Consider the following 26,503-nt stretch of genomic DNA (forward strand, 5'->3'; position numbering starts at 1 on the left):
CCTTTAGAAAATAGTGTGTTATTTAATCTAACAGGCTTTGAGGTACAAAAAAAGGCGCATTGAGCGCCTTTTTATCTTTAACAGGTAATTACCAACCTATTGATTTTACTCAACCGTAACAGATTTAGCTAAGTTACGAGGTTGGTCAACGTCGGTACCTTTAATTACCGCTACGTAGTACGACAGTAACTGTAATGGCAGTGTGTAAACAATTGGCGCAATAATGTCGTCAGTGTGGTTTACGTTGATAACACGCATTGTATCGTCTGACTCAAAGTGTGAATCTTTATCTGCGAATACGTAAATAATGCCGCCACGTGCGCGTACTTCTTCTACGTTTGATTTAAGCTTTTCTAATAACTCATTGTTTGGTGCTACAACAATAATTGGCATGTCAGCATCAATAAGTGCGAGTGGGCCATGTTTTAGCTCGCCCGCTGCGTAGGCTTCTGCGTGAATGTACGAAATTTCTTTAAGCTTAAGCGCACCTTCCATTGCGATTGGATATTGTGAGCCACGACCTAAAAACAGTGAGTGATGCTTGTCGGCAAATTCTTCTGCAAGGTCTGCAATGCCATCTGCAAGCAGTAATGTTTCTTCAAGCTTAGCAGGTAGTACTTTTATAGCATTTACAATAGCACTTTGATCAAGCTGTTTTTCTTGAGCTATAGACGCAGTAAGCATTAACAAACCAACTAATTGCGTTGTAAATGCTTTAGTAGAAGCCACGCCTATTTCAGCACCAGCTTTGGTCATAAAGGCAAGGTCTGATTCGCGTACAAGCGATGAACCAGGTACGTTACAAATGGTCATTGAGGCCATGTAACCTTGCTCTTTAGCTAGGCGTAATGCAGCTAGCGTATCGGCAGTTTCACCTGATTGAGAAATAGTAACAAGTAAGCTATTTTCATGAACAAACGACTGACGGTATCTAAATTCAGAAGCTATTTCTACATTACAGCTAACGCCTGCAAATTGCTCAAGCCAATAACGTGCAACCATACCTGAATGGTAAGACGTGCCACAGGCAATAATTTGCACGTGTTTTACGTCTTTAAATATTTGCTGAGCGCTTTCGCCAAACGCATCAATTGCTACGCGATCGTCGTTTAAACGCCCTTCAAGCGTATTACGTACTGCAAGTGGCTGCTCGTAGATTTCTTTTAGCATGTAGTGGCGGTAATCGCCTTTGCCTGATGCATCTTGCGTAATGTTTGACTCAATCACTTCACGCTCAACTGCGTCGCCGTTTTCGTCAAAAATTTCTACTGTATCACGTGTAATACGCGCTACATCGCCTTCTTCTAAAAAGATGAAGCTACGAGTAACAGGTAATAGTGCTAACTGATCAGACGCAATAAAGTTTTCGCCAAGGCCTAAACCAATAACAAGAGGGCTACCTGAGCGCGCTACAATGATTTCGTTGTCGTTTGCTTTATCAAATACAACTGTACCAAAAGCGCCTTCAAACTGTTTAACAGCAGCTTGTACTGCTGCAAGTAAACTAGTGTGCTGCTTACGAAGCTTATGAATTAAGTGCACCATTACTTCGGTATCGGTTTCAGATAGGAACTCGTAACCTTCTTCTTTAAGCGATGCGCGTAAGCTAGCGTGGTTTTCAATAATACCGTTGTGCACGAGTGCTAGCTGGTTGTTTGATACATGCGGGTGTGCATTTGCTTCTGTAACGCTACCGTGTGTTGCCCAGCGTGTGTGTGCAATACCTGTATGACCGCTAACGCCTGCTTTTTCTAGAGCTGCTTCTACGTTTACTACTTTACCTACTGCTTTAACAGTATTAAGTATGTTGCCATCAAGCAATGCTACGCCTGCTGAGTCATAACCACGGTATTCAAGACGTTTAAGGCCTTCAACTAAAATTTTGTTTACTGGACGTTCTGCAACTGCCCCAACTATTCCACACATAGTGTCTCCATTAATTTTTTAATTCTAGTAACTCACTTTGTAGTTACTATTCAATAATCTCTGCGCAAATTAGTTTTACACCACACGCCTCAATTGCTTTGCGCTTTTCGTCTGCCAAGCCATCGTCGGTTATTAATGTGGTTACTATTTTCCACGGTAATTCTAAATTTGGTATTTTTCGGCCAATCTTGTCGGATTCAACCATTACGATTACTTCACGTGCCGCTTTTGCCATTACTTGGCTCAAACCAACTAACTCATTAAAGGTTGTTGTGCCACGCTTTACATCTATACCATCAGCACCAATAAATAGCTGATCAAAATCGTAAGAGCATAATACATTTTCGGCAACTTGCCCCTGAAACGACTCAGAATGCGGATCCCACGTCCCACCGGTCATCAAAAGTGTTGGCTCGTTCTCAAGTGCTAATAAACGACTCGCTACTTTAATTGCGTTTGTCATTACAACTAGCCCGCGCTTATTTGCAAGCTCAGGGATCATCGCAGCAGTAGTACGCCCGCTATCAATAATAACGCGGTTATGATCTTTTATAAGTTTTGCTGCAGCCTTTGCTATTGCGACTTTGCGCTTTGAATCTATTTCATCGCTAACAATTTCTTTAGGCAATGCAATAGCACCCCCATAGCGGCGAAGTAATAAGCCACTTTTTTCAAGCGAGGTTAAATCTTTTCGAATGGTTACTTCAGATGTTTGAAACTGCTGTGCTAACTTTTCAACAGCCACTTCACCTAGCTCATTAACTTGAGCCAATATATTATGGCGACGCTGCTGTGTGTTTCGTTTAGTCATAAAGTAAGATATTAAGTTTCGTTTCGAAAGATATGCAAGTTTAAACGAAACAAGTTAAATGGCAAGTGAATGAGTAAAAATAAAGCAGCTTTCTTCAAGTAATAATAAAGGTAAAATAGTCGTAGTATCACTTAACTAAACAAAGAACCCTTAATGCAAGTATTTAACAGCTTAGATAAAACGCTTTTAGCTCTACGCAAACAAACTGGTGAGATATGCCGCCTATTTAATAAAAGCCCGAGTAAAGGTAATTTAAAACGTATTAAAGAATTGTTTTTGCAATGCGGTGAAGGGGTAATTATAGAGTCAGGGTTTCATTGTGATTATGCTAATCAAATAGTTATTGGTGATCGTACTTTTATGAATATTAATTGCACACTTCTCGACTCGCCATTAGCCAATCACTCAATCACCATAGGTGATGACTGCTTAATAGGCCCGAACGTTCAGCTTTTAGCTGTGTCACATGCTACTAATCCAGCAGAAAGGCTTAATAAGGAAAACTTTGCAGCACCTATCGCGTTAGGCAATAACGTATGGATTGGCGCAGGCGCTATTATTCTTGCTGGAGTTAATATAGGCGAAAATAGTATTGTGGGTGCAGGATCTGTAGTAACTAAAAATGTAATGGCTAATACCGTAGTAGCGGGTAATCCAGCTCGTGAAATAAGAACACTATAGTTATTACCGATGTGATGTTAGCGTCGGGAGTCACTACGCTCGACCGACCTACGTGGTGAGTTTAAATGAGTGTGTATCTTACTTTTCTGCAGACGTAAAAAGCCCGACTATTTCTAGTCAGACTCTCTACAATTTGAAGCCTTGTGATGTCGTAGTGCCCACAGCGGTGGAGAGCCACAGTGAAATGCTACACTATCTTTGTGTCGCGATATGAGTGTGTATTAATTGCGCGTATTTCACTTTTCTGCAGACGTAAAAAAGCCCGACTATTTCTAATCGGGCTTTCTACAATTTGAAGCCTGGTAATGTCCTACTTTCACATAGCAAATGCTACACTATCATCGGCGCTGTTTCGTTTCACTACTGAGTTCGGCATGGAGTCAGGTGGGTCCAAAACGCTATTGTCACCAAGCAAATTAGGGCGTTAATTCGTATCTCTACGCATTAACTGAATTTGGAAAATATCTGATAATATTTTTTAAGTCTTTCTAAGTAATATCTACTTTAGTTATATTAACTTCTTCGCTTGTTTCACTATCACATAAAACGCGTTTGGCGTTGTATGGTTAAGCCTCACGGGTAATTAGTACAAGTTAGCTTAATGGCTCACACCACTTCCACATCTTGCCTATCAACGTTGTAGTCTTCAACGGCCCTTCAGAGACTTTAAAAGTCTAGTGAGAACTCATCTCGAGGCCTGCTTCGCGCTTAGATGCTTTCAGCGCTTATCAGTTCCGAACGTAGCTACCGGGCAATGCCATTGGCATGACAACCCGAACACCAGCGGTTCGTTCACTCCGGTCCTCTCGTACTAGGAGCAACCCCTCTCAATTCTCAAACGCCCACGGCAGATAGGGACCGAACTGTCTCACGACGTTCTAAACCCAGCTCGCGTACCACTTTAAATGGCGAACAGCCATACCCTTGGGACCGACTTCAGCCCCAGGATGTGATGAGCCGACATCGAGGTGCCAAACACCGCCGTCGATATGAACTCTTGGGCGGTATCAGCCTGTTATCCCCGGAGTACCTTTTATCCGTTGAGCGATGGCCCTTCCATTCAGAACCACCGGATCACTATGACCTACTTTCGTACCTGCTCGACGTGTCTGTCTCGCAGTTAAGCTGGCTTCTACCATTACACTAACCGTACGATGTCCGACCGTACTTAGCCAACCTTCGTGCTCCTCCGTTACTCTTTAGGAGGAGACCGCCCCAGTCAAACTACCCACCAGGCACTGTCCGTAACCCCGATTCAGGGGCCAACGTTAGAACATCAAAACTACAAGGGTGGTATTTCAAGGTTGACTCCACAACAACTAGCGTCGCTGCTTCAAAGTCTCCCACCTATCCTACACATGTAGGTTCAATGTTCAGTGCCAAGCTGTAGTAAAGGTTCACGGGGTCTTTCCGTCTAGCCGCGGGTACACAGCATCTTCACTGCGATTTCAATTTCACTGAGTCTCGGGTGGAGACAGCGTGGCCATGGTTACACCATTCGTGCAGGTCGGAACTTACCCGACAAGGAATTTCGCTACCTTAGGACCGTTATAGTTACGGCCGCCGTTTACCGGGGCTTCGATCAAGAGCTTCTCCCTAAGGATAACCCCATCAATTAACCTTCCGGCACCGGGCAGGTGTCACACCGTATACGTCATCTTGCGATTTTGCACAGTGCTGTGTTTTTAATAAACAGTCCCAGCCACCTGGTCACTGCGGCTCCCGTCCGCTTAGAGAGCAAGTCTCATCACAGATAGGAGCGTACCTTCTCCCGAAGTTACGGTACGATTTTGCCTAGTTCCTTCACCCGAGTTCTCTCAAGCGCCTTAGTATTCTCTACCTGACCACCTGTGTCGGTTTGGGGTACGATTCCATATAATCTGAAGCTTAGAGGCTTTTCCTGGAAGTATGGCATCAACAACTTCATCACCGTAGTGACTCGTCTCGTGTCTCAGTCTTAACAGCAACCCGGATTTACCTAAGTCGCCAACCTACTCACTTTCACATGGACTACCAACGCCATGCTTGTTTAGCCTGCTCCGTCCCCCCATCGCAATTATATCGAGTACAGAAATATTAATCTGTTTCCCATCGACTACGCCTTTCGGCCTCGCCTTAGGGGTCGACTTACCCTACCCTGATTAACATGGGATAGGAACCCTTGGTCTTCCGGCGTGGGAGTTTTTCACTCCCATTATCGTTACTCATGTCAGCATTCGCACTTCTGATACGTCCAGCATACCTCCCGGTACACCTTCAACCGCTTACAGAACGCTCCCCTACCACTCAGAATAAATTCTGAATCCGCAGCTTCGGTGCATAGTTTAGCCCCGTTACATCTTCCGCGCAGACCGACTCGACCAGTGAGCTATTACGCTTTCTTTAAAGGATGGCTGCTTCTAAGCCAACCTCCTGGCTGTCTGGGCCTTTCCACATCGTTTCCCACTTAACTATGACTTTGGGACCTTAGCTGGCGGTCTGGGTTGTTTCCCTCTTCACGACGGACGTTAGCACCCGCCGTGTGTCTCCCGGATATTACTTTACGGTATTCGGAGTTTGCAAAGGGTTGGTAAGTCGGGATGACCCCCTAGCCTTAACAGTGCTCTACCCCCGTAAGTATTCGTCCGAGGCTCTACCTAAATAGATTTCGGGGAGAACCAGCTATCTCCCGGTTTGATTAGCCTTTCACTCCTAGCCACAGGTCATCCCCTAACTTTTCAACGTTAGTGGGTTCGGTCCTCCAGTTGATGTTACTCAACCTTCAACCTGCCCATGGCTAGATCACCGGGTTTCGGGTCTATACCTTGCAACTAGTCGCCCAGTTAAGACTCGGTTTCCCTACGGCTACCCTATTCGGTTAACCTCGCTACAAAATATAAGTCGCTGACCCATTATACAAAAGGTACGCAGTCACCCAACAAGTAGGCTCCTACTGCTTGTACGTACACGGTTTCAGGTTCTATTTCACTCCCCTCACAGGGGTTCTTTTCGCCTTTCCCTCACGGTACTGGTTCACTATCGGTCAGTTGGGAGTATTTAGCCTTAGATGATGGTCCACCTATATTCAGTCAAAGTTTCACGTGCTCCGACCTACTCGATTTCACTTAAAATGTCTTTTCATGTACGGGACTATCACCCTGTATCGTGGCACTTTCCAGAGCCTTCCATTAACACATAATAAGCTTAAGGGCTGTTCCGATTTCGCTCGCCGCTACTTTCGGAATCTCGGTTGATTTCTTTTCCTACGGGTACTTAGATGTTTCAGTTCTCCGCGTTCGCCTCGTTAACCTATGTATTCAGTTAACGATACCTGCAAGCAGGTGGGTTTCCCCATTCGGAAATCCTAGTCTCAAGCGCTTTTTACTAGCTTGACTAGGCTTATCGCAAGTTAATACGTCCTTCATCGCCTCCAACTGCCAAGGCATCCACCGTGTACGCTTAGTCACTTAACCATACAACCCAAACGGGTCTTTGTTTTGTGACAGTTTAACTTCGCCAGAAGTTAATATTGAATACTAAAGTAGATACCAATCAATCAACGTAAAACGTTAATTAAATGGCACTGAATGGTACTGCTACCATTCTTTTTTTACTTTTGAAAACTCTTGATAAATAACAATGTTATTTATCAGAATTTTATTATCAGCTTTTCCAAATTTTTAAAGAGCATATTAATTAGTTATCCCGAAGGACACGCACTAATTAACAATCATCTGTGTGGACACTACGAACAAATAAGTTCTAAATCGTATAAGGAGGTGATCCAGCCCCAGGTTCCCCTAGGGCTACCTTGTTACGACTTCACCCCAGTCATGAATCACTCCGTGGTAAACGTCCTCCCGAGGGTTAGACTATCTACTTCTGGAGCAACCCACTCCCATGGTGTGACGGGCGGTGTGTACAAGGCCCGGGAACGTATTCACCGCGTCATTCTGATACGCGATTACTAGCGATTCCGACTTCATGGAGTCGAGTTGCAGACTCCAATCCGGACTACGACGCACTTTAAGTGATTCGCTTACTCTCGCGAGTTCGCAGCACTCTGTATGCGCCATTGTAGCACGTGTGTAGCCCTACACGTAAGGGCCATGATGACTTGACGTCGTCCCCACCTTCCTCCGGTTTATCACCGGCAGTCTCCTTAGAGTTCTCAGCATTACCTGCTAGCAACTAAGGATAGGGGTTGCGCTCGTTGCGGGACTTAACCCAACATCTCACAACACGAGCTGACGACAGCCATGCAGCACCTGTATCAGAGCTCCCGAAGGCACCAAACCATCTCTGGTAAGTTCTCTGTATGTCAAGTGTAGGTAAGGTTCTTCGCGTTGCATCGAATTAAACCACATGCTCCACCGCTTGTGCGGGCCCCCGTCAATTCATTTGAGTTTTAACCTTGCGGCCGTACTCCCCAGGCGGTCTACTTAATGCGTTAGCTTTGAAAAACAGAACCGAGGCTCCGAGCTTCTAGTAGACATCGTTTACGGCGTGGACTACCGGGGTATCTAATCCCGTTTGCTCCCCACGCTTTCGTACATGAGCGTCAGTGTTGACCCAGGTGGCTGCCTTCGCCATCGGTATTCCTTCAGATCTCTACGCATTTCACCGCTACACCTGAAATTCTACCACCCTCTATCACACTCTAGTTTGCCAGTTCGAAATGCAGTTCCCAGGTTGAGCCCGGGGCTTTCACATCTCGCTTAACAAACCGCCTGCGTACGCTTTACGCCCAGTAATTCCGATTAACGCTCGCACCCTCCGTATTACCGCGGCTGCTGGCACGGAGTTAGCCGGTGCTTCTTCTGTCAGTAACGTCACAGCTAGCAGGTATTAACTACTAACCTTTCCTCCTGACTGAAAGTGCTTTACAACCCGAAGGCCTTCTTCACACACGCGGCATGGCTGCATCAGGCTTGCGCCCATTGTGCAATATTCCCCACTGCTGCCTCCCGTAGGAGTCTGGGCCGTGTCTCAGTCCCAGTGTGGCTGATCATCCTCTCAAACCAGCTAGGGATCGTCGCCTTGGTGAGCCATTACCTCACCAACTAGCTAATCCCACTTGGGCCAATCTAAAGGCGAGAGCCGAAGCCCCCTTTGGTCCGTAGACATTATGCGGTATTAGCAGTCGTTTCCAACTGTTGTCCCCCACCTCAAGGCATGTTCCCAAGCATTACTCACCCGTCCGCCGCTCGTCAGCAAAGTAGCAAGCTACTTTCTGTTACCGCTCGACTTGCATGTGTTAGGCCTGCCGCCAGCGTTCAATCTGAGCCATGATCAAACTCTTCAATTAAAAAGTTTTATGTCTTTCGACAGCTCAATGAATTCTGAATTTATTTTAATATCTTTCGATATTGAATTGACTGTGCCGAATAATTACCGAAATAACTATTCTGTTGGTCACTCAGTTTTCAATTGAGACTCTAATTTGTTTGCCTCGCTACCTAAGTAGCTTGGCTGTTAGAACTCAATCTGTACGAGTGCCCACACAGATGATTGCTTTATATTGTTAAAGAACGTTTTGAGTCGCTTTAGCGTCTCAAGGGATGCGAATAATACACCCTTTATTTTTTGAGTCAATACTTTGTTTTAAATTTTCTTTTGGAAGATTTAAAACTGAAGTTTTATTTAACTCTGTGAGTAGTTCGTGCCTTGCTATGCTTCGGCGTTTCCCGTCTCAGTGGGGTCGCATTATAGGGAGATTCGAGCGGGGGTCAATGTTTTATTTCAGCTTTTTGACAATTAAATGAATTTAGTATGAAAGCTATACAAATAAAGGGCTACAGGATACTTTTAGTTTAAAAAACACGCACAACATATGTATCTATTGATGAGGTATTAGTAAGGTTTAAACTAAGCTGTATGTTAAACAAACAACACACAGCTTTATTTTAAATTAAAGGTTTATTTAGATGCTATTTCCCATACGGCAATGGAGCCTGATATTTCATTTCCAACGATTAAGAGTGGGTTTCCTGTAGCACTCTGCTCTGCTGGAACGAATTCCATTCCTTCAGGCGCTAAATCGCCTGTAATATTAGCGTCTTTAATTAAGCCTCTATTATAGAAGTAGTCTTCAAACTGCACATTATATGGATTGGTAATATCATAAACCATAATCCCACCCATACGCTCAAGCCCTATAAAAGCAAATGTACGATCGTCAATTTTACCAATAGTCAGCGCTTCTGGCTCTGCGCCTTTATCATCTGAGCGTGAGTCACCTTTGTTTTCATCTTCATTGTTGTTAAATGCTTCACCATGCACAGATGCTGTAATACGACCTATATCATCGCCTGAATCAAACACCACCAGCCCATTGCTGTCCCAAATGGTAAACGAACGTGCACCATAAGCATAAAGCGATTCGTATTGACCATCATTATTAGTATCGCCTTTTATTGTTGTTACTTTTAAGCGACCAATATCGTTATCGTCGTTATTTAAGTAATCAAAATTAGCTGCAAGCGTTAAGTCTTCAACGCGGCTCTCATCTATATAAGCTAAGCAGCCATCGTCTTTATCGTAATCAAGTCCGCCCTTTGCTATACAGTCTGCTTCATCCGTTGTATCAAAAAAGTATTCTCTTGCGTCACCTTCGTTGGCAGTGACTATAAAGTTAGCGCCTTTCCAACTAAAGCTTGAGATAGTATCGGGCTGGTACATACCATAGAGCCCTGGGTATGATTTAAAATTAACGCCGCCATCTTTATCTGAGGCATCAAGTTGTAAGCTTGACCAATCTTTAAAGCCTAAGCCCTTTAGCTCAAGGCTGTTTTCTTGTAGGTTAACTATTGCAAGTGCATTGTTTTCTTGAATAGATACATAAGCATATTTGTTATCTTTAGAAATGCTAACGTACTCGGGTTCTAAATCCATAGCTACTGTAGTATTTATTAGATTACCGTTAATAGTACGACCATTTGGGTTTGCAAAAAGGACCCCTTGCGCTTCTAGTTCGGCTTGTTTGTTGTTATAGGCTTTAAAATCAATATTTATTGCTGTATCGGCTATTACATTATTTGTTATATCGATAATACTAATAGAACCTTCAGGATCTACGCTGTAGTCGCCACTTGGTTCACCTTCGTTAGCAACCACTGCCTTTGCGCCATCATGGGTGAACGTCACCATGTCTGGTAAAAATCCGACTGTAACATTTTTAATAAATACAGGTGAGTCGCCGCTTATATCGTAAAAAGCAATTTGACCTGCATCACCCGTGCTTTCAGCAGCCATTGCGACCGCTAGTAAATTATTACTTTCATCAATAGCAATGCTGTTTGCATCGCCTTGGGTATGCTCGTTTAAAGACAACGTAATAACGGACGTTAAATTTGTGGCGCTGATAACCCCTTCGTTATCTTTAACGAGTGCGGCAGTATCAAAGGTATCGGCGGGTAAAATATTAATAACAGCGTCATCGCCTGAACTGTTAATAGCATAAATCCATTTTTTAGATGCTTGGTATGCAACTATTTCAGCGGCACCTTCTGGACTTTGTGCATTTAATACTCCTCTTCCTACCAGGCTAATATTTAATACTGAATTAGCATTTACACCATTTATCCCATTAGCTCCAGTTGTGCCTTGTTCTCCCTGTAATCCTTGAGAGCCGTTTTGGCCATCGTCACCATCAAGTGAGCAACCAGTAAGAACAGATATAAGTGACAGCGCAATAATTGATTTTTTAAACATGTGATTTTCCTTAGTATTGTATTTGCTAAATATCAACACACAGGCATGACAAGATTATGGCAGTTTTAATACAGCCCCTTAGCCTAAGTAATTAGCTTATACGCTAGCGGAGTTATTAAAATTAAAGCGGCCGTATAACCAAGCATTTTTACAGTCGGGGAATAATCTCGTTTAATTACAACCCCTAGCAAAGGTCTAAGTACATCAATACGTGTAATACCCCATGTAATAACGCCGCAAAAAGACCAAGTCCCTGTAATAATGATGAATGGTTCAGCAACAGGCCCTAAACTTAAAGGCTGTAGTAAAAAACACAAAATAATCAAAATGCTTTGATGCAATAAATAAAAGGGAAACACCCATACATTGAGCTGTTTTAAATAGTAAGTATTAAAATTTAAAAATCGGTGAGCGAGCGCAAGTACAAAAAATACACCTACAACACGTTGAATATTGTAGCTAGCGCTTAAAATAAAATGAGGAAGAGTAAACACCTTCTGATAACTTAATATTATAAGTACAAACAAAACCGCAAAACTCAAAGCTAGTAATACTAATTTTTTATTTAAGCAGTTCCAAAAGTAAGTGTTTTTAGCAAGTATGTATCCTGCGAGTAGCAGTATTAAGCCGTTAGTCTCTCTAATTGAATCGCCAGTTAAGTAATGGCTTGTAAATAGTGTGGCAATAGTGAGCAAGGTAATTAAAAACCCAAATGACACACCCCCCTTAACAAATGTTTTTAAAGGCGCAATAAAGGGCAAGCGTGTAAAAAGAGTTAAAACAATAATGATCAGCATAAATTGCCACAACGAGCGCAAATACCACAAGTGATTTACATCCACATTCGGCCACACTCCAGACTGATAATTATCAAAAAGCGTATTGTTAGTCTCTATAAAAGCTAAATAGAATTGCCAATAACTAATATCAATAACATCGTGCTGCGACATTTCTGCAAACAACTGTAAAGGCACTATTAACCATAAACCCACCAGCAAGGGTAATAGTAAAAAAATAGAGCGGTATAAAGTGAAATGTAACCAAGACTTAAAGCTGCGTACTTTATCAATCATAAAACGCAGTGCTACGCCCGATATAAACCAAATGAGCAACATGCGCCAAGGTGAAAACACCAACATTAAATATTCAACATACTGTGATGTATAATTACTTTTAAAATGAAATCCCCAGTTTTCGCTATACAACATGCCAATGTGATAAAAAATTAGCGACGCAAATGCGATTACCCTAAGCCAATCAAGATAATATTTACGCGAATTAACTAATGAAGGTTGTTGTGTTTGAGTGCTCATGCTTTTATTACTTTATGAATTTTATGCGTTATTCATACCTAAAGCTCTCGCTAAAACTATCTATAAGTGCTTATATTACAAGCAATAGTGATAAAAGGTGGTATACAGGGATAAGCGTGCCACGTCAGCAATAAGCATACATTTATGAACCTACAGCACTTTCAACGTTTTCAAAGCATTTACGCATCAGTATTACTGTGTGCTTACGTATTAATTAATAATACAGTAAACGCTACAACCCAAATAATGGAAGCCCAAAGAGAAGGGGCTTTAACTTTTTTAATGTGGGAGCCATTTGTTTGGGAGTATTCAAGTGCCTTGAGTACTTTGCTTATATTCCCTATTTTAATTTGGTTTTTAAGACACTTATCTTTTAATTGGCAAAATATTACGGCCTCATTAGGTATGTACTTTGCTGCTTCTATTATATTTAGCGTGTTACACGTTGGTATTATGGTAGGGGTTCGTAAATTCATATATTTGTTGAATGATGGGTCTTACAACTTTGGACTTAGCTGGTTTGAGCTTATTTATGAATACCAGAAAGACGCTATAAGCTTTGTGTTTTTCATCGTACTTATCAAAGTATATCGATATGTGGTGCAGCAGTTACTAGGTGAAGCTTCTTCAATTGAAGAAAGTGAGCAGCAAACAACATCGACCATAAACCGCCTATTAGTTAAAAAGCTCGGAAAAGAATTCATTATAAAAATAGAGGATGTTGATTGGCTTGAATCGTCGGGTAATTATGTAAACCTACATATAGGCTCACGTATATATCCGTTAAGGGCAACGCTTACAGCATTAAGTAAACAACTTGAAGTACAGGGGTTTTGTAGAATTCACCGCAGCCATGGCGTAAAACTCGATAAAGTGGAGTCTATTACACCACTATCCAGTGGCGACAGTGAAATAAAATTAACTACAGGTAAAGTACTAAACCTATCTAGACGCTATAAAGAGCAATTTAAACTTCAACTAAAATAAAAAAGGCTACCTAAGTAGCCTCTAATTGTTATTTTTTAACTGGGCGTTTCCAACCCGTTAAATTACGCTGTTTAGAGCGTGCTATTGCTAATTGGTCATCTTCAACGGTACTGGTGATCACAGAGCCTGCACCAATTGTTGCAGTTGCACCTATATTTACTGGGGCAACGAGTGATGAATTAGAGCCAATAAAAGCATTATCGCCAATAATAGTTTTTGATTTATTAACACCATCATAGTTGCAGGTAATAGTGCCAGCGCCAATATTCACCTTTTCGCCAATTTCAGCATCACCTAAGTAACTTAAGTGGTTGGCTTTTGAGCCTTTGCCTAAACGGGTTTTTTTCATCTCAACAAAGTTACCAATGTGTGAGTCTTCTTCCATTACAGCGCCAGGGCGAAGGCGAGCATAAGGGCCTAGCGTACATTTAGCAGCTACGCTTGCATCTTCAATTAGGGTATTAGCCTTTATTACCACGTTATCGCCTATGGTACAGTTTTTAAGTACACAGTTAGGGCCAATTTGTACATTGTTACCAAGGGTTACATCACCTTCAAAGATAACGTTTATATCAACTAATACGTCTTCGCCTGTTTTAACATTGCCACGAACATCTATACGGGCAGGGTCGGCAAGTGTTGCGCCATTTAACATTAACTCTTCTGCTTGCCATGCTTGGTAAGCGCGCTCTAAGCCTGCAAGTTGTACGCGGTTATTTGCGCCTTCAACTTCCATTGCATGATCTGGTTGCGCTGAAGTGATCTCTACGCCTTCACTGTGAGCCATTGCAACGATATCTGTTAAGTAGTACTCGCCTTGTGCATTATTGTTAGATAAGTTACCTAACCATGTTTTTAATAGCTTACCGTTAACAGCCATAATGCCTGTATTTACTTCGTTAATAAGTAACTGCTCTGAGCTTGCATCTTTTTGCTCAACAATACCGACTAACTTACCACCAACACGAAGCATGCGACCATAGCCATTTGGGTTTACCAAATTTACCGTTAATACCGCTAAACCATTTTTAGGTGTTGCAGCTAATAAACGCTCTAGAGTTGATTGTTTTGTTAGCGGTACATCGCCGTATAAAATCAATACTGTGTCTTCATCGTTAATATGAGAGTTGGCTTGCGCTACTGCGTGGCCAGTACCGAGTTGTTCTGCTTGAAGTACCCAATTTACATCGTTATCGGCAAGTTGTTGTTGTAATAGATCGCCGCCGTGTCCGTAAACTAAGTTTGTAGTCGTTGCACCTAATGCCATCGCATTATCAATAACGTGCTGTACCATTGGTTTACCTGCAACATTGTGCAAAACTTTAGGTAGAGCAGAGCGCATACGAGTACCTTTACCCGCAGCAAGAATAACAGTTGTTAGAGCCATTAAAACAATTTCCTTTTTCCGTTGTTTTAGCTAAATAAGTTTTATGTTTGTGCAGAAGATTACGTAAATCACTTCTTGTGCAGATACTCAGTAGGTTAGTTTATTCGTACTGAATCTTGACTGAAAAACACACTTAATTGGATGACGTTATTGTAGCGAGGATTGGTGAAGGATATAAGTGATAAAGCACAGATAAGAGTCTGATAGACCTGTTATTTAACAATTATAAATAAGCGATACACCATGTTTAAATTACAGACACAAAAAAGCCCACATAAAGTGGGCTTTTCAAAACCGGATAGGCTTACTTGTGACGTAATTGCTGAATTACGCGTAACTGAGCAACTGCTTCTGCCAGTCGCGTAGCCGCTTGTTGATAATCAAACTCAACAGCTGACGAATTCGCCATATGTTCTTCAGCTTCACGTTTAGCTTTTTGTACAGAATCTTCATCTAAATCTTCACCACGAACCGCAGTATCTGCAAGAATCGTGATGTGATTTGGTTGAACTTCTAATGTACCGCCAGCAACATATAACACATCTTCGTGACCATATTGCTTAACTAAACGTACCATACCAGGTTTAAGGGCAGTTAGTAGTGGAGCATGACCTAGGTTTACACCCAGCTCGCCTTCACTACCAGATACTTGAATCGATTCAACAAGACCAGAGAACAAGCTCTGCTCTGCGCTTACTACGTCAAGATGTACAGTCATAGCTGTCATACTACCCTCCTAGTTACATGCCTTTGGCTTTTTCTTGAGCTTCTTCGATAGAGCCAACCATGTAAAACGCTTGCTCTGGAAGCTCATCAAACTCGCCGTTTAAAATGCCTTTGAAGCCAGCAATTGTATCTTTCAGTGATACGTATTTACCTGACGCGCCTGTAAACACCTCTGCCACGAAGAATGGCTGAGATAGGAAACGTTGGATTTTACGTGCACGAGATACAAGTTGCTTATCTTCGTCAGAAAGCTCGTCCATACCTAGGATTGCAATGATGTCTTTAAGTTCTTTGTAACGCTGAAGAACTGTTTGAACGCCACGTGCTGTATCGTAGTGCTCTTGACCAATTACTTGTGGGTCAAGTTGACGTGAAGATGAATCAAGTGGGTCTACCGCTGGGTAGATACCAAGTGATGCGATATCACGTGAAAGTACTACTGTTGCGTCTAAGTGAGCAAAGGTAGTTGCTGGAGATGGATCTGTTAAATCATCCGCAGGTACGTATACCGCTTGGATTGATGTAATTGAACCAGTCTTAGTTGAAGCGATACGCTCTTGAAGCACACCCATTTCTTCAGCAAGTGTAGGCTGGTAACCTACCGCTGATGGCATACGACCAAGAAGTGCAGATACTTCTGTACCAGCAAGTGTATAACGGTAGATATTATCTACGAAGAAAAGCACATCGCGACCTTCATCACGGAACTTTTCAGCCATAGTAAGGCCTGTTAACGCTACGCGTAAACGGTTACCTGGAGGCTCGTTCATCTGACCGTATACAAGCGATACTTTATCAAGTACGTTTGAATCGTTCATCTCATGGTAGAAATCGTTACCCTCACGTGTACGCTCACCAACACCTGCGAATACTGAGTAGCCGCTGTGCTCGATTGCGATGTTACGGATAAGTTCCATCATGTTTACAGTTTTACCAACACCGGCACCACCGAATAAACCAACTTTACCACCTTTAGCAAACGGACATACAAGGTCGATAACCTTGATACCAGTTTCTAAAAGCTCAACTGAACTTGATTGCTCTTCGTATGAAGGCGCTGCACGGTGAATAGACATACGGTCTTCTTCGCCGATTGGACCCGCTTCATCGATTGGCTCACCAAGTACGTTCATGATACGACCAAGTGTTGCTTTACCAACTGGAACTTGAATCGATTCACCTGTATTCATAACTAAAGCACTACGACGTAAACCATCAGTAGTACCCATAGCGATAGTACGCACTACACCGCCACCTAGCTGTTGTTGAACTTCTAAAGTCAAACCAGCTAAATCGCCATCTGTTACTCTTAGTGCGTGGTATACCGCTGGCACGCTATCTTGTGGAAATTCAATATCCACAACGGCGCCGATAATTTGGACGACCTTACCTAAACTCATGTCTATTCCTCTCGTTAATCTTTACCCGAAGCATTAAACTGCTGCTGAGCCAGAACAAATCTCACTAATTTCTTGTGTGATTGCTGCTTGGCGAGCCTTGTTATAAACAAGCTGTAGCTCGTCCATAAGGTCACCTGCGTTATCAGTTGCAGCTTTCATTGCAACCATACGAGCAGCCTGTTCTGAGGCAGCATTTTCTACCACACCTTGGTATGCTTGAGACTCAATAAAGCGTACTAACAAAGACTCTAAAATAGCCTCTGGGTTTGGCTCGTATAAGTAATCCCATGTGTGAGCAGATACTTCTTCTTCAGCTTTTGGCAAAGGGAGTAACTGATCTATAATTGGCTCTTGCTTCATGGTATTAACGAATTTGTTATATACCAAGAATAAACGGTCTATTTTGCCTTCAGAAAATGCATCAAGCATAATTTTTACAGGACCAATAACGTCTTGTACTGAAGGTTTATCTCCTAGGCCCGCTTTTTTAGCGAGTAGTTGACCACCAAAACGTTGAAAGAAGCCTGCTGCCTTACTACCTAAAGTAGCAAATTCAGCATCAACACCTTTCTCTTTCCACGCTTTAACATCAAGTGCAACTTTCTTAAACTCGTTTGAGTTTAAACCGCCACACAGACCACGGTCTGTAGAGATAACAATATAACCAACTCGTTTCACTTCACGTTCTTTTAAGAACGGGTGAGTAAAATCAAGATTTGCTTGAGCAACACGACCAATTACTTCACGTAATTTATTAGCGTATGGACGGCTTGAAGCAACGCGTTCTTGCGCCCTTTTCATTTTAGACGCAGCAACCATTTCCATTGCGCTAGTGATCTTTTGAGTATTTTTAATACTCCCGATCTTGCTTTTAATCTCTTTTCCGCTGGCCATGACTCTCTCTCCGAATCAAGGTGTGCTTTAGTTTCCTAAAGCGCACCATTAATAACTAAATTACCAAGTTTGCGTAGACTTGAACTTCGTAAGAAGTTCTTTAAGCTGCGCTTCGATCTCGGCATTCAAGTTACCAGTTTCATTGATTTGAGCCACAAGCTCTGCGTATGTGCTAGTTGCATACGAAAGTAAAGCTGCTTCAAAGTCACCGATTTTCGAAATTTCGATGTCTTGAAGGAAGCCTTTTTCAGCAGCAAATAACGACAAAGACATTTCAGCAACAGACATTGGCGCGTACTGTTTCTGCTTCATTAGCTCTGTTACACGCTCACCATGCTCAAGTTGAGCACGAGTAGCATCATCAAGGTCAGACGCGAACTGCGAGAACGCAGCTAATTCACGGTACTGAGCTAAGGCTAGACGAATACCGCCACCTAGTTTCTTAACGATTTTAGTTTGTGCAGCACCACCAACACGCGATACCGAGATACCAGCATTTACTGCCGGACGGATACCTGAGTTGAATAAGTCAGTTTCTAAGAAGATCTGACCATCGGTGATAGAGATAACGTTAGTCGGTACGAACGCAGAAACGTCGCCGCCTTGAGTTTCAATGATTGGCAATGCCGTCAATGAACCAGTTTTACCTTTCACTTCACCATTAGTGAACTTTTCAACGTAATCTGCGTTTACACGCGATGCACGCTCTAAAAGACGAGAGTGAAGGTAGAATACGTCACCTGGGTATGCTTCACGGCCTGGTGGACGCTTAAGTAGTAATGAAATTTGACGGTAAGCAACTGCTTGCTTAGACAAATCATCATATACGATTAATGCGTTTTCACCACGGTCACGGAAGTATTCACCCATAGTACAGCCCGCGAACGGTGCTAAGTACTGAAGTGCCGCAGATTCAGAAGCAGATGCAACAACTACGATAGTATTTGCTAGTGCACCATGCTCTTCTAATTTACGAACTACGTTTGCAATAGTAGATGCTTTTTGACCAATCGCAACGTACACACACTTAACGCCTGTGTCTTTTTGATTGATGATTGCATCGATTGCTAGTGCAGTTTTACCTGTTTGACGGTCACCGATGATAAGTTCACGTTGACCACGACCAACTGGAATCATCGCATCGATAGATTTATAACCAGTTTGAACTGGCTCATCTACTGATTTACGCTCGATTACACCTGGTGCAATTTTTTCTACAGGTTCAAACCCGTCGTTATCTAAAGCGCCTTTACCATCGATCGGAGCACCTAGTGTGTTTACAACACGACCAAGTAGACCAGGACCAACAGGAACTTCTAAAATACGACCAGTTGTATATACTTTTACGCCTTCAGTAAGGTCAGCGTACGGACCCATTACTACTGCACCAATTGAGTCGCGCTCAAGGTTTAGTGCGATAGCATAACGGCTGCCAGGAAGCTCAATCATTTCACCTTGCATACAGTCAGCAAGACCGTGGATGCGGATGATACCGTCAGTAACAGATACAATAGTACCTTCGTTACGAGCTTCACTTACAACTTCGAACTTCTCAATACGTTGTTTGATCAGATCTGAAATTTCAGTGGAATTAAGTTGCATGCTCTTTTTCCCAATTACGATTGTAGTGTTGTAGCTAAGCGGCTTAATTTACCGCGAATAGTACCGTCGATTACAGTGTCGCCAGACCTAATAATAAGTCCACCAACCACTGACGCGTCTTCACTACAATTCAGCTTAACTTTGCGTGCGAAACGTTTTTCAAGTGCCGCTACCAATGACTCTTGTTGCGCAGCAACAAGAGGAGTTGCAGAAATCACATCTACTTCGATTTCTTTATCGTATTCTGCTTTAAATTCAGCAAATAACTCAGCAACGTCAGGTAGAGCTGTCAAACGTCCATTTTCAGCCATCACCTTAACTAGGTTCTGACCTTGTTCGTTGAGCTGCTCAGCACAAAGTTGAATAAATAATTCAGCTTGTGCAGTAGCTGTAGGCATACCTGCTAAAGCAGATGATGCTTGTTCATTGCTGGCTACGTGGCCTGCAAAGAACAACATATCATTCCAGCTTTCTAGAGTGCCTTTCTCAACGGCAAGTTCAAAAGCCGCTTTAGCGTATGGGCGAGCGATAGTAGTCAAATTAGACATGCTCATACCCTCCTAATTACAGCTCAGCGACAAGTTTTTCAACGATGTCACTATGTGCGGCTTGATTAATTTCACGCTCTAAAATACGTTCTGCACCAATCACTGCCAGAGTTGCTACTTGCTTACGTAGCTCTTCTGTTATGCGATTACGTTCAGACTCAACTTCAGAGTGCCCTTGAGCAATGATACTTTCACGCTCTTGCTGACCACGAAGTGTTTCTTCGTCAACAATTAGCACTGCACGCTTTTTAGCTTGATCAATGATATCAGCCGCTTGAGCTTTTGCATCTTTAAGCTGTTCAGCAGCTTTCTTTTGCGCAAGTTCTAAGTCTTTTTCGGCTCTATCAGAGGCAGCTAAACCATCTTCGATTTTTTTCTGGCGAGCTTCAATTGCACCGTTTAGTGGTGGCCATACGTATTTCATACAAAATAATACGAACACCGTAAACGCAATCAATTCACCGATAAGAGTGGCGTTTAAGTTCACAACCGCTCCTCCTTAAATAGTAAGCTGTTCAAAAAATAAAATTAAAGTACGAACAACAATACCATAGCGATACCAACACCAATCATTGCTACAGCATCGATTAGACCAGCAAGAATAAACATCTTAACTTGTAGCGAAGGTGCAAGCTCAGGTTGACGCGCACATGCTTCAAGGAATTTACCGCCCATGTTACCAAAACCGATTGCAGTGCCGATTGCACCAAAACCGATTAGTAAAGCTACTGCGATGTATTTTAAGCCGTTTAATAATTCTAAAGCTTCCATTTATTTCTCCAAAGTTTCAATTGTAAAGTTAAAAGTAAAAGTAAAATTGTAAATATAAAATTAGTGATTATCTGAGCTAGCCATGCTTAGGTATACGATTGTTAGCATCATAAATACGAATGCTTGCAATACAATTACTAAGATGTGGAATACAGCCCAAACAAAATGCAATGGTAATTGCATAAATCCGATAGCGCCGATCAAGATGAAAATCAATTCACCTGCATATAAGTTACCAAACAGACGTAGCGCTAATGAAAACGGTTTAGAAACCAGCGCAATCAGTTCAAGTAATAAGTTAAACGGGATTAAAAGGATTTGTAGTGCAGTATTATTTGAACTAAACGGGTGAAGTGTTAGTTCTTTAATAAAACCACCGATTCCTTTTATTTTAATTGAGTAGCCTATCATTAAAATAAATACACCCAGCGCTAGCGCTGCAGTCATATTAATGTCAGTCGTTGGTACAATTTTCATGTACACATCGTGTGAATCCATACCAAACGCAGTTTCACCAACAAAACCAGCCAATGCAGGTAAAAAGTCAACCGGTATTAAATCCATTAAGTTCATTAAAAATATCCAAACGAATATTGTTAATGCTAATGGTGCAATAAGCTTGCTTTTACCATGGAAAGTATCACGTACGTTGTCACCAACAAACTCTACTACCATTTCAATGAAACATTGAAATTTTCCAGGTACACCTAGTGTTGATTTTTTAGCGGCACTACGAAAGATCCATAAAAATATAAGACCTAAACCGATAGACCATGCGAGGGTATCTATATGCCATGTCCAGAAACCACTATCCGTACATGCTTTATTGAAGGCGAGACCTGTATCGGTCGAACACATCTTAGCATTGGTCAAATGGTGCTGGATATGGCCAGATAGAGTAACTTCTTCTGCTGCCATGTTATATCCCAAAGTTAATGTTTAAAAAAAACGGGTGCGAACAATCCAGTAAAGAGCGCCAGTATATAAGTACTAAAAAAGGGTAATAAAATTACCGGAAAATGCTTCAGTACTAGCGCAAACAATACAATTGTTAGCATAAATTTTAATCCGTTGCCGCGTTTCAACGAGGCATACGCTTGATTTGCTCGACTTGCACCCATATGTCTGAATGCATAAAGACCAAATACAAAGTGCGGAAGTACTGCGACAACTCCACCAGCGAGTGATGAAAGCGCGGCATTGACTCCCGAACTAAAACAAATAATTACAGCAGCAACTAATGCTACAACACCCTGAAGGCAAATTAACTTTAATACGGCAAGTCGATATGGACTCGCTAACTTATCAGTCACGTTTAGTTAACCTTTATTGCGTTCTAATTGTTAGGGTGTGAAAACTGGCGAAATTATACTTAATCCTGCCAGTTTTGCAACTTGAGTAGACGCTTTGTAACACGAAATAGCTACAAATGTCCCTTTTTAGACATGTAGAAAACTAATGGTGGGTATTGTCTTGATTAATGCGATTTAAAATGCCGTCAAGTTCGTCCAAATTAGTATAAGAAATAACAAGCTTACCTTTGCCTTTTTTGTTGTAATTTATTTCTACTTTGGCACCTAGGTTTTCAGCGAGTTGTTGCTCTAACTGTTTAACATCTGGATCTTTTTCAGCTATTTCTTTAGCTGGCACTGGTTCTAAAATTGAACGAACTAACTTTTCGGTTTCACGAACAGTTAGTGCTTTAGCGACAGCTAAACGAGCAGCATCTGATTGTGCTTCTCCCTCAAGGGCTAATAAACAACGAGCGTGCCCCATTTCAATGTCGCCATGCTCTAACAGAATTTTTACATCACTGTTTAAATTATTTAAACGAAGTAAGTTAGTTACTGTAGTACGTGATTTGCCAACCGCATCTGCTACTTGTTGATGTGTTAGTTCAAATTCATTAAGTAAGCGATTTAACGCAACCGCTTCTTCCATGGCATTTAAGTCTTCACGTTGAATATTTTCTATTAGCGCAATAGCAACTGCAGCTTCATCTGGTACGTCTTTAATAATACAAGGTACTGTTTCAAGCTTAGCTATTTGCGCTGCACGCCAACGACGCTCACCGGCGATAATTTCAAAACTATTTTGTGCAATAGGGCGCACGACTATAGGTTGAATAATACCTTGTGAGCGAATAGAACTAGCAAGCTCTTCTAGTGCCTCTTCGGACATGTCTTTACGAGGTTGATATTTACCAGAGTGTAAAAACTCGATTGGGAGTTTTTGTAATTCACTGTTATTTGGCCCAGCCGCATTTTTTACAGCTTCAGTCACGTTTGATGTGTCTTGTTCCTTGCTTGCGCTCGGTGTAGGCTTTGACGAACTTAAAAGTGCATCGAGTCCTCGGCCTAAACCTCGTTTTTTAGCAGACATGTTATTTTTTACCTCAAAGTTAGGCGACAACGGACGCTGTTTTTTCTTTTCTACGTAACATTTCACCAGCGAGTGCTAAATATGCTTTAGCGCCACTTGATGCCCGGTCATAATACATAGCAGGTGTACCAAAACTAGGTGCCTCTGCTAAACGAACATTACGCGGGATCACCGTACGGTATACTTTGTCGCCAAAATGTTGTTTTAATTGTTCTGATACGTCATTCGCTAAACGGTTACGCGGATCGTACATAGTACGAAGTATGCCTTCAATTTGTAAGCTAGGGTTTACTAACTTAGCAAGCTGCGTAATCGTATCCATTAATGCGGTTAACCCTTCAAGTGCATAATACTCACACTGCATAGGCACTAAAATAGAATCAGCTGCGGCCATTGCGTTAACAGTTAACATATTTAAAGAGGGTGGACAGTCGATAAAAATAAATTCGTACTGATCCTGAATTTTTTCAAGTGCGTTACGTAAACGCACTTCACGGGCAAATAATTCCATCAATTTAACTTCTGCAGCGGTTACATCACCGTTTGCAGCAATCATATGGTATTCGCCAGACGTTTCTTTGATAATAACGTCTTCTATAGGTTTATCTTCAATAAGTAAGTCGTAAATAGTTGGTACGTCGCCGTACTTATCTACGCCACTTCCCATAGTCGCATTGCCTTGCGGATCGAGATCAATTAACAGCACTTTACGTTTCGTTGCAGCCATAGACGCAGCGAGGTTTACAGCGGTTGTAGTTTTACCCACTCCACCTTTTTGATTTGCTAATGCGATGACTTTTGCCACGGTGTCTCTGATCCCTAGTCTTTAGAAAGAATAATTAAATGTCGTTGTGCATCTAACTTAGGTACTTCTAATGCAATTTTTTGCTCAAACTTAACGCCAGTAGGTAATGACTCTAGCTCTTCACTAGGGAACACACCTTTAAGCGCTATAAATTTACCCGAATGATCAATTAAGTGCGAACACCAGTCAACCATATCTTGTAATGAAGCAAATGCACGACTGAGTACGCCATCTAATTTAACACTTGGCTGATATTCTTCAACTCTTGACTGAACAGGTGTTACGTTATCAAGACCAAGCTCATGTTTAACATGCATTAAAAAGCGAACGCGTTTACCTAGACTATCTAGTAACACAAATTGTGTGTTAGGTAATGCAATCGCTAATACAATACCCGGAAGGCCAGGCCCTGTGCCAACATCAATATAATGATGACCGGGTAAGTGAGGTGCAACAACTAAACTATCCATAATATGCTTAATCATCATTTCTTCAGGTAAGCGTACCGAAGTTAAATTATAAGCTTTATTCCACTTATCTAATAACTCGACGTAACGAACTAGCTGTTGCTGTTGTTTTTCCGTTAGCGCAATATCAGTTTGCGCTAACAATGTAGTTAATTGTTGCTGTAACACTATGTACCCTTCTCGTTACGCAGATTTGCGTAATAAGCCTTGCTTCTTCAGATACACTAATAATAGCGAAATCGCTGCTGGGGTGATACCAGAAATACGCGATGCTTGGCCAATAGTGTCTGGACGTGACTCAATAAGCTTAGCAACAACCTCATTTGATAAACCTGATACAGTTTTGTAATCAAACTCTTTTGGTAAAATTGTTTGCTCATGACGAAGCTGCTTATTGATCTCATCTTGTTGACGCGCAATATAGCCTGCGTACTTAGTATGGATCTCAACTTGTTCAAGTGCTGCTACGTTTGTAAATTCAGATCCTAAACCGTCAATAGCCATAAGATCGTTATAACGAATCTCTGGACGACGAAGTAATTCTTCTAAACTTGCTTCACGTGTAAGCGGTGTTTTCAGTAATGCATTTACTTGATCTACAACGGCGTGATCTTTATGAATCCACGTATCTTTAATGCGTTGCTTCTCTTTTTCGATTACTTCCATTTTTTCGTTAAATGCCTGCCAGCGTTCATCATTAACTAAACCTAGTTCACGGCCTTTTTCAGTTAAACGAATATCAGCATTATCTTCACGAAGTAATAAACGGTATTCGGCACGGCTAGTAAACATACGGTACGGTTCTTTCGTACCCAGTGTTGCTAAGTCGTCAATTAATACACCGACGTAAGCTTCATCGCGACGTGGCGTCCAAGATTCTTTACCTTGCACTTTTAACGCAGCATTCATACCTGCAATTAAGCCTTGTGCACCCGCTTCTTCATAACCGGTAGTGCCGTTAATTTGACCCGCGAAAAATAAGCCTTCGATAAATTTTGTTTCTAAAGACTGTTTTAAATCACGTGGATCAAAGTAGTCATATTCTATTGCATAGCCTGGTCGACAAATATGTGCATTTTCAAAACCAGAAATAGATTGCACAATCTCAAGTTGTACATCAAACGGTAAACTAGTAGAAATACCATTTGGATATAATTCGTATGATGTTAAGCCTTCAGGTTCAACAAATATTTGGTGCTTATCTTTATCCGCAAAACGTACAATTTTATCTTCAATTGATGGGCAGTAGCGTGGACCAATACCTTCAATAACACCTGAGTACATAGGTGAGCGATGTAGGTTTTTACGAATAACATCATGTGTTTTTTCGTTTGTGTAAGTGATGTAACACGGTATTTGTTGTGGGTGATCTGATTGTTTACCCATAAATGAAAATACAGGTGTTGGCATATCACCAGGTTGTGCTTCCATTTTTGTAAAATCAACAGTACGTGCATCAATACGTGGCGGAGTGCCTGTTTTTAAGCGATCTACTCTAAAAGGGTGTTCGCGTAAACGTTCAGCCAATGCAATTGATGGTGGATCACCAGCACGACCACCTTTGTAATTTTCTAAACCAATATGTATTTGGCCACCTAAAAAAGTACCCACGGTTAAAACAACACTTGGAGCACTAAAACGTAAACCCATTTGAGTTACTACGCCAGTAACACGATCGTTTTCAACAATAAGATCATCACATGATTGTTGAAAAATCTTAAGGTTATCTTGATTTTGTAATGTTGTTTGAATAGCTGCTTTGTACAAAGCGCGATCTGCTTGTGCTCGAGTTGCACGAACAGCAGGTCCTTTTGAAGAGTTTAGTGTGCGAAATTGGATCCCGCCTTTGTCAATGGCCTGTGCCATTGCACCGCCAAGCGCATCAATTTCTTTTACCAAATGACCTTTGCCAATCCCACCAATCGCTGGGTTACAAGACATTTGACCAAGGGTATCCATATTGTGAGTCAGTAGCAGGGTATTCATCCCCATACGGGCAGCTGCTAATGCGGCTTCAGTGCCAGCATGTCCACCACCTACTACGATAACGTCAAAATTTTCGTGAAAAATCATTAATGGGATCCTACTTAAATCAAACCGGTAAACTTCAA

General features: G+C 41.9%; 20 protein-coding genes and 3 rRNA genes. 2 read left to right on the forward strand and 21 right to left on the reverse strand.

Going from position 1 to position 26,503, the window contains the following annotated elements:
• Positions 1–105: 105 nt before the first annotated feature.
• Both glmS and FFU37_RS15305 read right to left on the reverse strand, forming a co-directional pair.
• Positions 106–1,926, reverse strand: a complete 1,821-nt coding sequence (gene glmS / locus FFU37_RS15300) for a glutamine--fructose-6-phosphate transaminase (isomerizing) (RefSeq protein ID WP_138489850.1) — start codon at positions 1,924–1,926, stop codon at positions 106–108.
• Positions 1,927–1,972: 46 nt separating this feature from the next.
• Positions 1,973–2,737 carry a DeoR/GlpR family DNA-binding transcription regulator gene (locus FFU37_RS15305; RefSeq protein WP_138489851.1) on the reverse strand — a complete coding sequence of 255 codons (765 nt, stop codon included), beginning with the start codon at positions 2,735–2,737 and terminating at the stop codon, positions 1,973–1,975.
• 153 nt (positions 2,738–2,890) lie between these two features.
• On the opposite strand from FFU37_RS15305, the gene FFU37_RS15310 reads away from it, so the two are divergent.
• Positions 2,891–3,418, forward strand: a complete 528-nt coding sequence (locus FFU37_RS15310; RefSeq protein WP_138489852.1) for a sugar O-acetyltransferase — start codon at positions 2,891–2,893, stop codon at positions 3,416–3,418.
• A gap of 297 nt (positions 3,419–3,715) precedes the next feature.
• Here FFU37_RS15310 and rrf read toward each other — a convergent pair.
• From rrf to FFU37_RS15335, 5 genes are all read right to left on the reverse strand, one after another.
• Positions 3,716–3,830, reverse strand: a 5S ribosomal RNA gene (gene rrf, locus FFU37_RS15315).
• Positions 3,831–3,980: 150 nt separating this feature from the next.
• A 23S ribosomal RNA gene (locus FFU37_RS15320) occupies positions 3,981–6,870 on the reverse strand.
• Positions 6,871–7,169: 299 nt separating this feature from the next.
• A 16S ribosomal RNA gene (locus tag FFU37_RS15325) occupies positions 7,170–8,705 on the reverse strand.
• The 16S, 23S and 5S rRNA genes sit together here, the layout of an rRNA operon.
• 611 nt (positions 8,706–9,316) lie before the next feature.
• Positions 9,317–11,110, reverse strand: a complete 1,794-nt coding sequence (locus FFU37_RS15330; RefSeq protein WP_138489853.1) for a choice-of-anchor I family protein — start codon at positions 11,108–11,110, stop codon at positions 9,317–9,319.
• Between the two features lie 83 nt (positions 11,111–11,193).
• On the reverse strand, positions 11,194–12,423 hold the full coding sequence (locus tag FFU37_RS15335) for an acyltransferase family protein (protein WP_138489854.1): 1,230 nt from the start codon (positions 12,421–12,423) through the stop codon (positions 11,194–11,196).
• Between the two features lie 144 nt (positions 12,424–12,567).
• Here FFU37_RS15335 and FFU37_RS15340 point away from each other — a divergent pair, with 144 nt between their 5' ends.
• Positions 12,568–13,410 carry a LytR/AlgR family response regulator transcription factor gene (locus FFU37_RS15340; RefSeq protein WP_138489855.1) on the forward strand — a complete coding sequence of 281 codons (843 nt, stop codon included), beginning with the start codon at positions 12,568–12,570 and terminating at the stop codon, positions 13,408–13,410.
• 28 nt (positions 13,411–13,438) lie between these two features.
• Here the strand turns inward: FFU37_RS15340 and glmU are convergent, their stop codons facing one another.
• The 14 genes from glmU to mnmG all read right to left on the reverse strand — a co-directional run bounded on the left by glmU (position 13,439) and on the right by mnmG (position 26,465).
• Entirely contained in the window at positions 13,439–14,797 is a 1,359-nt protein-coding gene (gene glmU, locus FFU37_RS15345) for a bifunctional UDP-N-acetylglucosamine diphosphorylase/glucosamine-1-phosphate N-acetyltransferase GlmU (protein WP_138489856.1), read from the reverse strand.
• A 304-nt stretch (positions 14,798–15,101) separates the two neighbouring features.
• Entirely contained in the window at positions 15,102–15,524 is a 423-nt protein-coding gene (locus FFU37_RS15350; RefSeq protein WP_004335277.1) for a F0F1 ATP synthase subunit epsilon, read from the reverse strand.
• A 13-nt stretch (positions 15,525–15,537) separates the two neighbouring features.
• Entirely contained in the window at positions 15,538–16,923 is a 1,386-nt protein-coding gene (atpD, locus tag FFU37_RS15355) for a F0F1 ATP synthase subunit beta (protein WP_004335274.1), read from the reverse strand.
• A 33-nt stretch (positions 16,924–16,956) separates the two neighbouring features.
• The gene (atpG, locus tag FFU37_RS15360) at positions 16,957–17,817 is read right to left on the reverse strand and encodes a F0F1 ATP synthase subunit gamma (protein ID WP_024597176.1); all 861 of its coding nucleotides are present in this window, start codon (positions 17,815–17,817) and stop codon (positions 16,957–16,959) included.
• A gap of 60 nt (positions 17,818–17,877) precedes the next feature.
• Positions 17,878–19,419, reverse strand: coding sequence for a F0F1 ATP synthase subunit alpha (gene atpA, locus FFU37_RS15365; RefSeq protein ID WP_024597177.1), 1,542 nt, complete (start codon positions 19,417–19,419; stop codon positions 17,878–17,880).
• A 14-nt stretch (positions 19,420–19,433) separates the two neighbouring features.
• Complete coding sequence (atpH, locus tag FFU37_RS15370) at positions 19,434–19,967, reverse strand: F0F1 ATP synthase subunit delta (protein WP_004335267.1); 534 nt, start codon at positions 19,965–19,967, stop codon at positions 19,434–19,436.
• A gap of 16 nt (positions 19,968–19,983) precedes the next feature.
• Positions 19,984–20,454: a F0F1 ATP synthase subunit B gene (gene atpF, locus FFU37_RS15375; protein ID WP_004335264.1), complete on the reverse strand. Its 471-nt coding sequence runs from the start codon at positions 20,452–20,454 to the stop codon at positions 19,984–19,986.
• A 41-nt stretch (positions 20,455–20,495) separates the two neighbouring features.
• Entirely contained in the window at positions 20,496–20,738 is a 243-nt protein-coding gene (gene atpE, locus FFU37_RS15380) for a F0F1 ATP synthase subunit C (protein WP_008112128.1), read from the reverse strand.
• Between the two features lie 60 nt (positions 20,739–20,798).
• A complete protein-coding gene (gene atpB, locus FFU37_RS15385) occupies positions 20,799–21,656 on the reverse strand; it encodes a F0F1 ATP synthase subunit A (RefSeq protein ID WP_024597178.1) in 858 nt (285 codons plus the stop codon).
• A gap of 14 nt (positions 21,657–21,670) precedes the next feature.
• Positions 21,671–22,051: an ATP synthase subunit I gene (locus FFU37_RS15390; protein ID WP_004335240.1), complete on the reverse strand. Its 381-nt coding sequence runs from the start codon at positions 22,049–22,051 to the stop codon at positions 21,671–21,673.
• 142 nt (positions 22,052–22,193) lie between these two features.
• A complete protein-coding gene (locus tag FFU37_RS15395) occupies positions 22,194–23,120 on the reverse strand; it encodes a ParB/RepB/Spo0J family partition protein (RefSeq protein WP_039488567.1) in 927 nt (308 codons plus the stop codon).
• A gap of 19 nt (positions 23,121–23,139) precedes the next feature.
• Positions 23,140–23,925, reverse strand: coding sequence for a ParA family protein (locus tag FFU37_RS15400; protein WP_004335235.1), 786 nt, complete (start codon positions 23,923–23,925; stop codon positions 23,140–23,142).
• A 14-nt stretch (positions 23,926–23,939) separates the two neighbouring features.
• The gene (gene rsmG / locus FFU37_RS15405) at positions 23,940–24,560 is read right to left on the reverse strand and encodes a 16S rRNA (guanine(527)-N(7))-methyltransferase RsmG (RefSeq protein WP_004335232.1); all 621 of its coding nucleotides are present in this window, start codon (positions 24,558–24,560) and stop codon (positions 23,940–23,942) included.
• A gap of 15 nt (positions 24,561–24,575) precedes the next feature.
• A complete protein-coding gene (mnmG, locus tag FFU37_RS15410; RefSeq protein ID WP_138489857.1) occupies positions 24,576–26,465 on the reverse strand; it encodes a tRNA uridine-5-carboxymethylaminomethyl(34) synthesis enzyme MnmG in 1,890 nt (629 codons plus the stop codon).
• Positions 26,466–26,503 lie beyond the last annotated feature (38 nt).

Origin of the sequence: Pseudoalteromonas distincta, from assembly GCF_005877035.1 — a bacterium.
Classification (GTDB): domain Bacteria; phylum Pseudomonadota; class Gammaproteobacteria; order Enterobacterales; family Alteromonadaceae; genus Pseudoalteromonas; species Pseudoalteromonas distincta.

Coding starts and splice junctions, on each gene's coding strand:
- glmS (WP_138489850.1), bottom strand. CDS start 1,926: ATGTGTGGAATAGTTGGGGCAGTTGCAGAACGTCCAGTAAACAAAATT.
- FFU37_RS15305 (WP_138489851.1), bottom strand. CDS start 2,737: ATGACTAAACGAAACACACAGCAGCGTCGCCATAATATATTGGCTCAA.
- FFU37_RS15310 (WP_138489852.1), top strand. CDS start 2,891: ATGCAAGTATTTAACAGCTTAGATAAAACGCTTTTAGCTCTACGCAAA.
- FFU37_RS15330 (WP_138489853.1), bottom strand. CDS start 11,110: ATGTTTAAAAAATCAATTATTGCGCTGTCACTTATATCTGTTCTTACT.
- FFU37_RS15335 (WP_138489854.1), bottom strand. CDS start 12,423: ATGAGCACTCAAACACAACAACCTTCATTAGTTAATTCGCGTAAATAT.
- FFU37_RS15340 (WP_138489855.1), top strand. CDS start 12,568: ATGAACCTACAGCACTTTCAACGTTTTCAAAGCATTTACGCATCAGTA.
- glmU (WP_138489856.1), bottom strand. CDS start 14,797: ATGGCTCTAACAACTGTTATTCTTGCTGCGGGTAAAGGTACTCGTATG.
- FFU37_RS15350 (WP_004335277.1), bottom strand. CDS start 15,524: ATGACAGCTATGACTGTACATCTTGACGTAGTAAGCGCAGAGCAGAGC.
- atpD (WP_004335274.1), bottom strand. CDS start 16,923: ATGAGTTTAGGTAAGGTCGTCCAAATTATCGGCGCCGTTGTGGATATT.
- atpG (WP_024597176.1), bottom strand. CDS start 17,817: ATGGCCAGCGGAAAAGAGATTAAAAGCAAGATCGGGAGTATTAAAAAT.
- atpA (WP_024597177.1), bottom strand. CDS start 19,419: ATGCAACTTAATTCCACTGAAATTTCAGATCTGATCAAACAACGTATT.
- atpH (WP_004335267.1), bottom strand. CDS start 19,967: ATGTCTAATTTGACTACTATCGCTCGCCCATACGCTAAAGCGGCTTTT.
- atpE (WP_008112128.1), bottom strand. CDS start 20,738: ATGGAAGCTTTAGAATTATTAAACGGCTTAAAATACATCGCAGTAGCT.
- atpB (WP_024597178.1), bottom strand. CDS start 21,656: ATGGCAGCAGAAGAAGTTACTCTATCTGGCCATATCCAGCACCATTTG.
- FFU37_RS15395 (WP_039488567.1), bottom strand. CDS start 23,120: ATGTCTGCTAAAAAACGAGGTTTAGGCCGAGGACTCGATGCACTTTTA.
- mnmG (WP_138489857.1), bottom strand. CDS start 26,465: ATGATTTTTCACGAAAATTTTGACGTTATCGTAGTAGGTGGTGGACAT.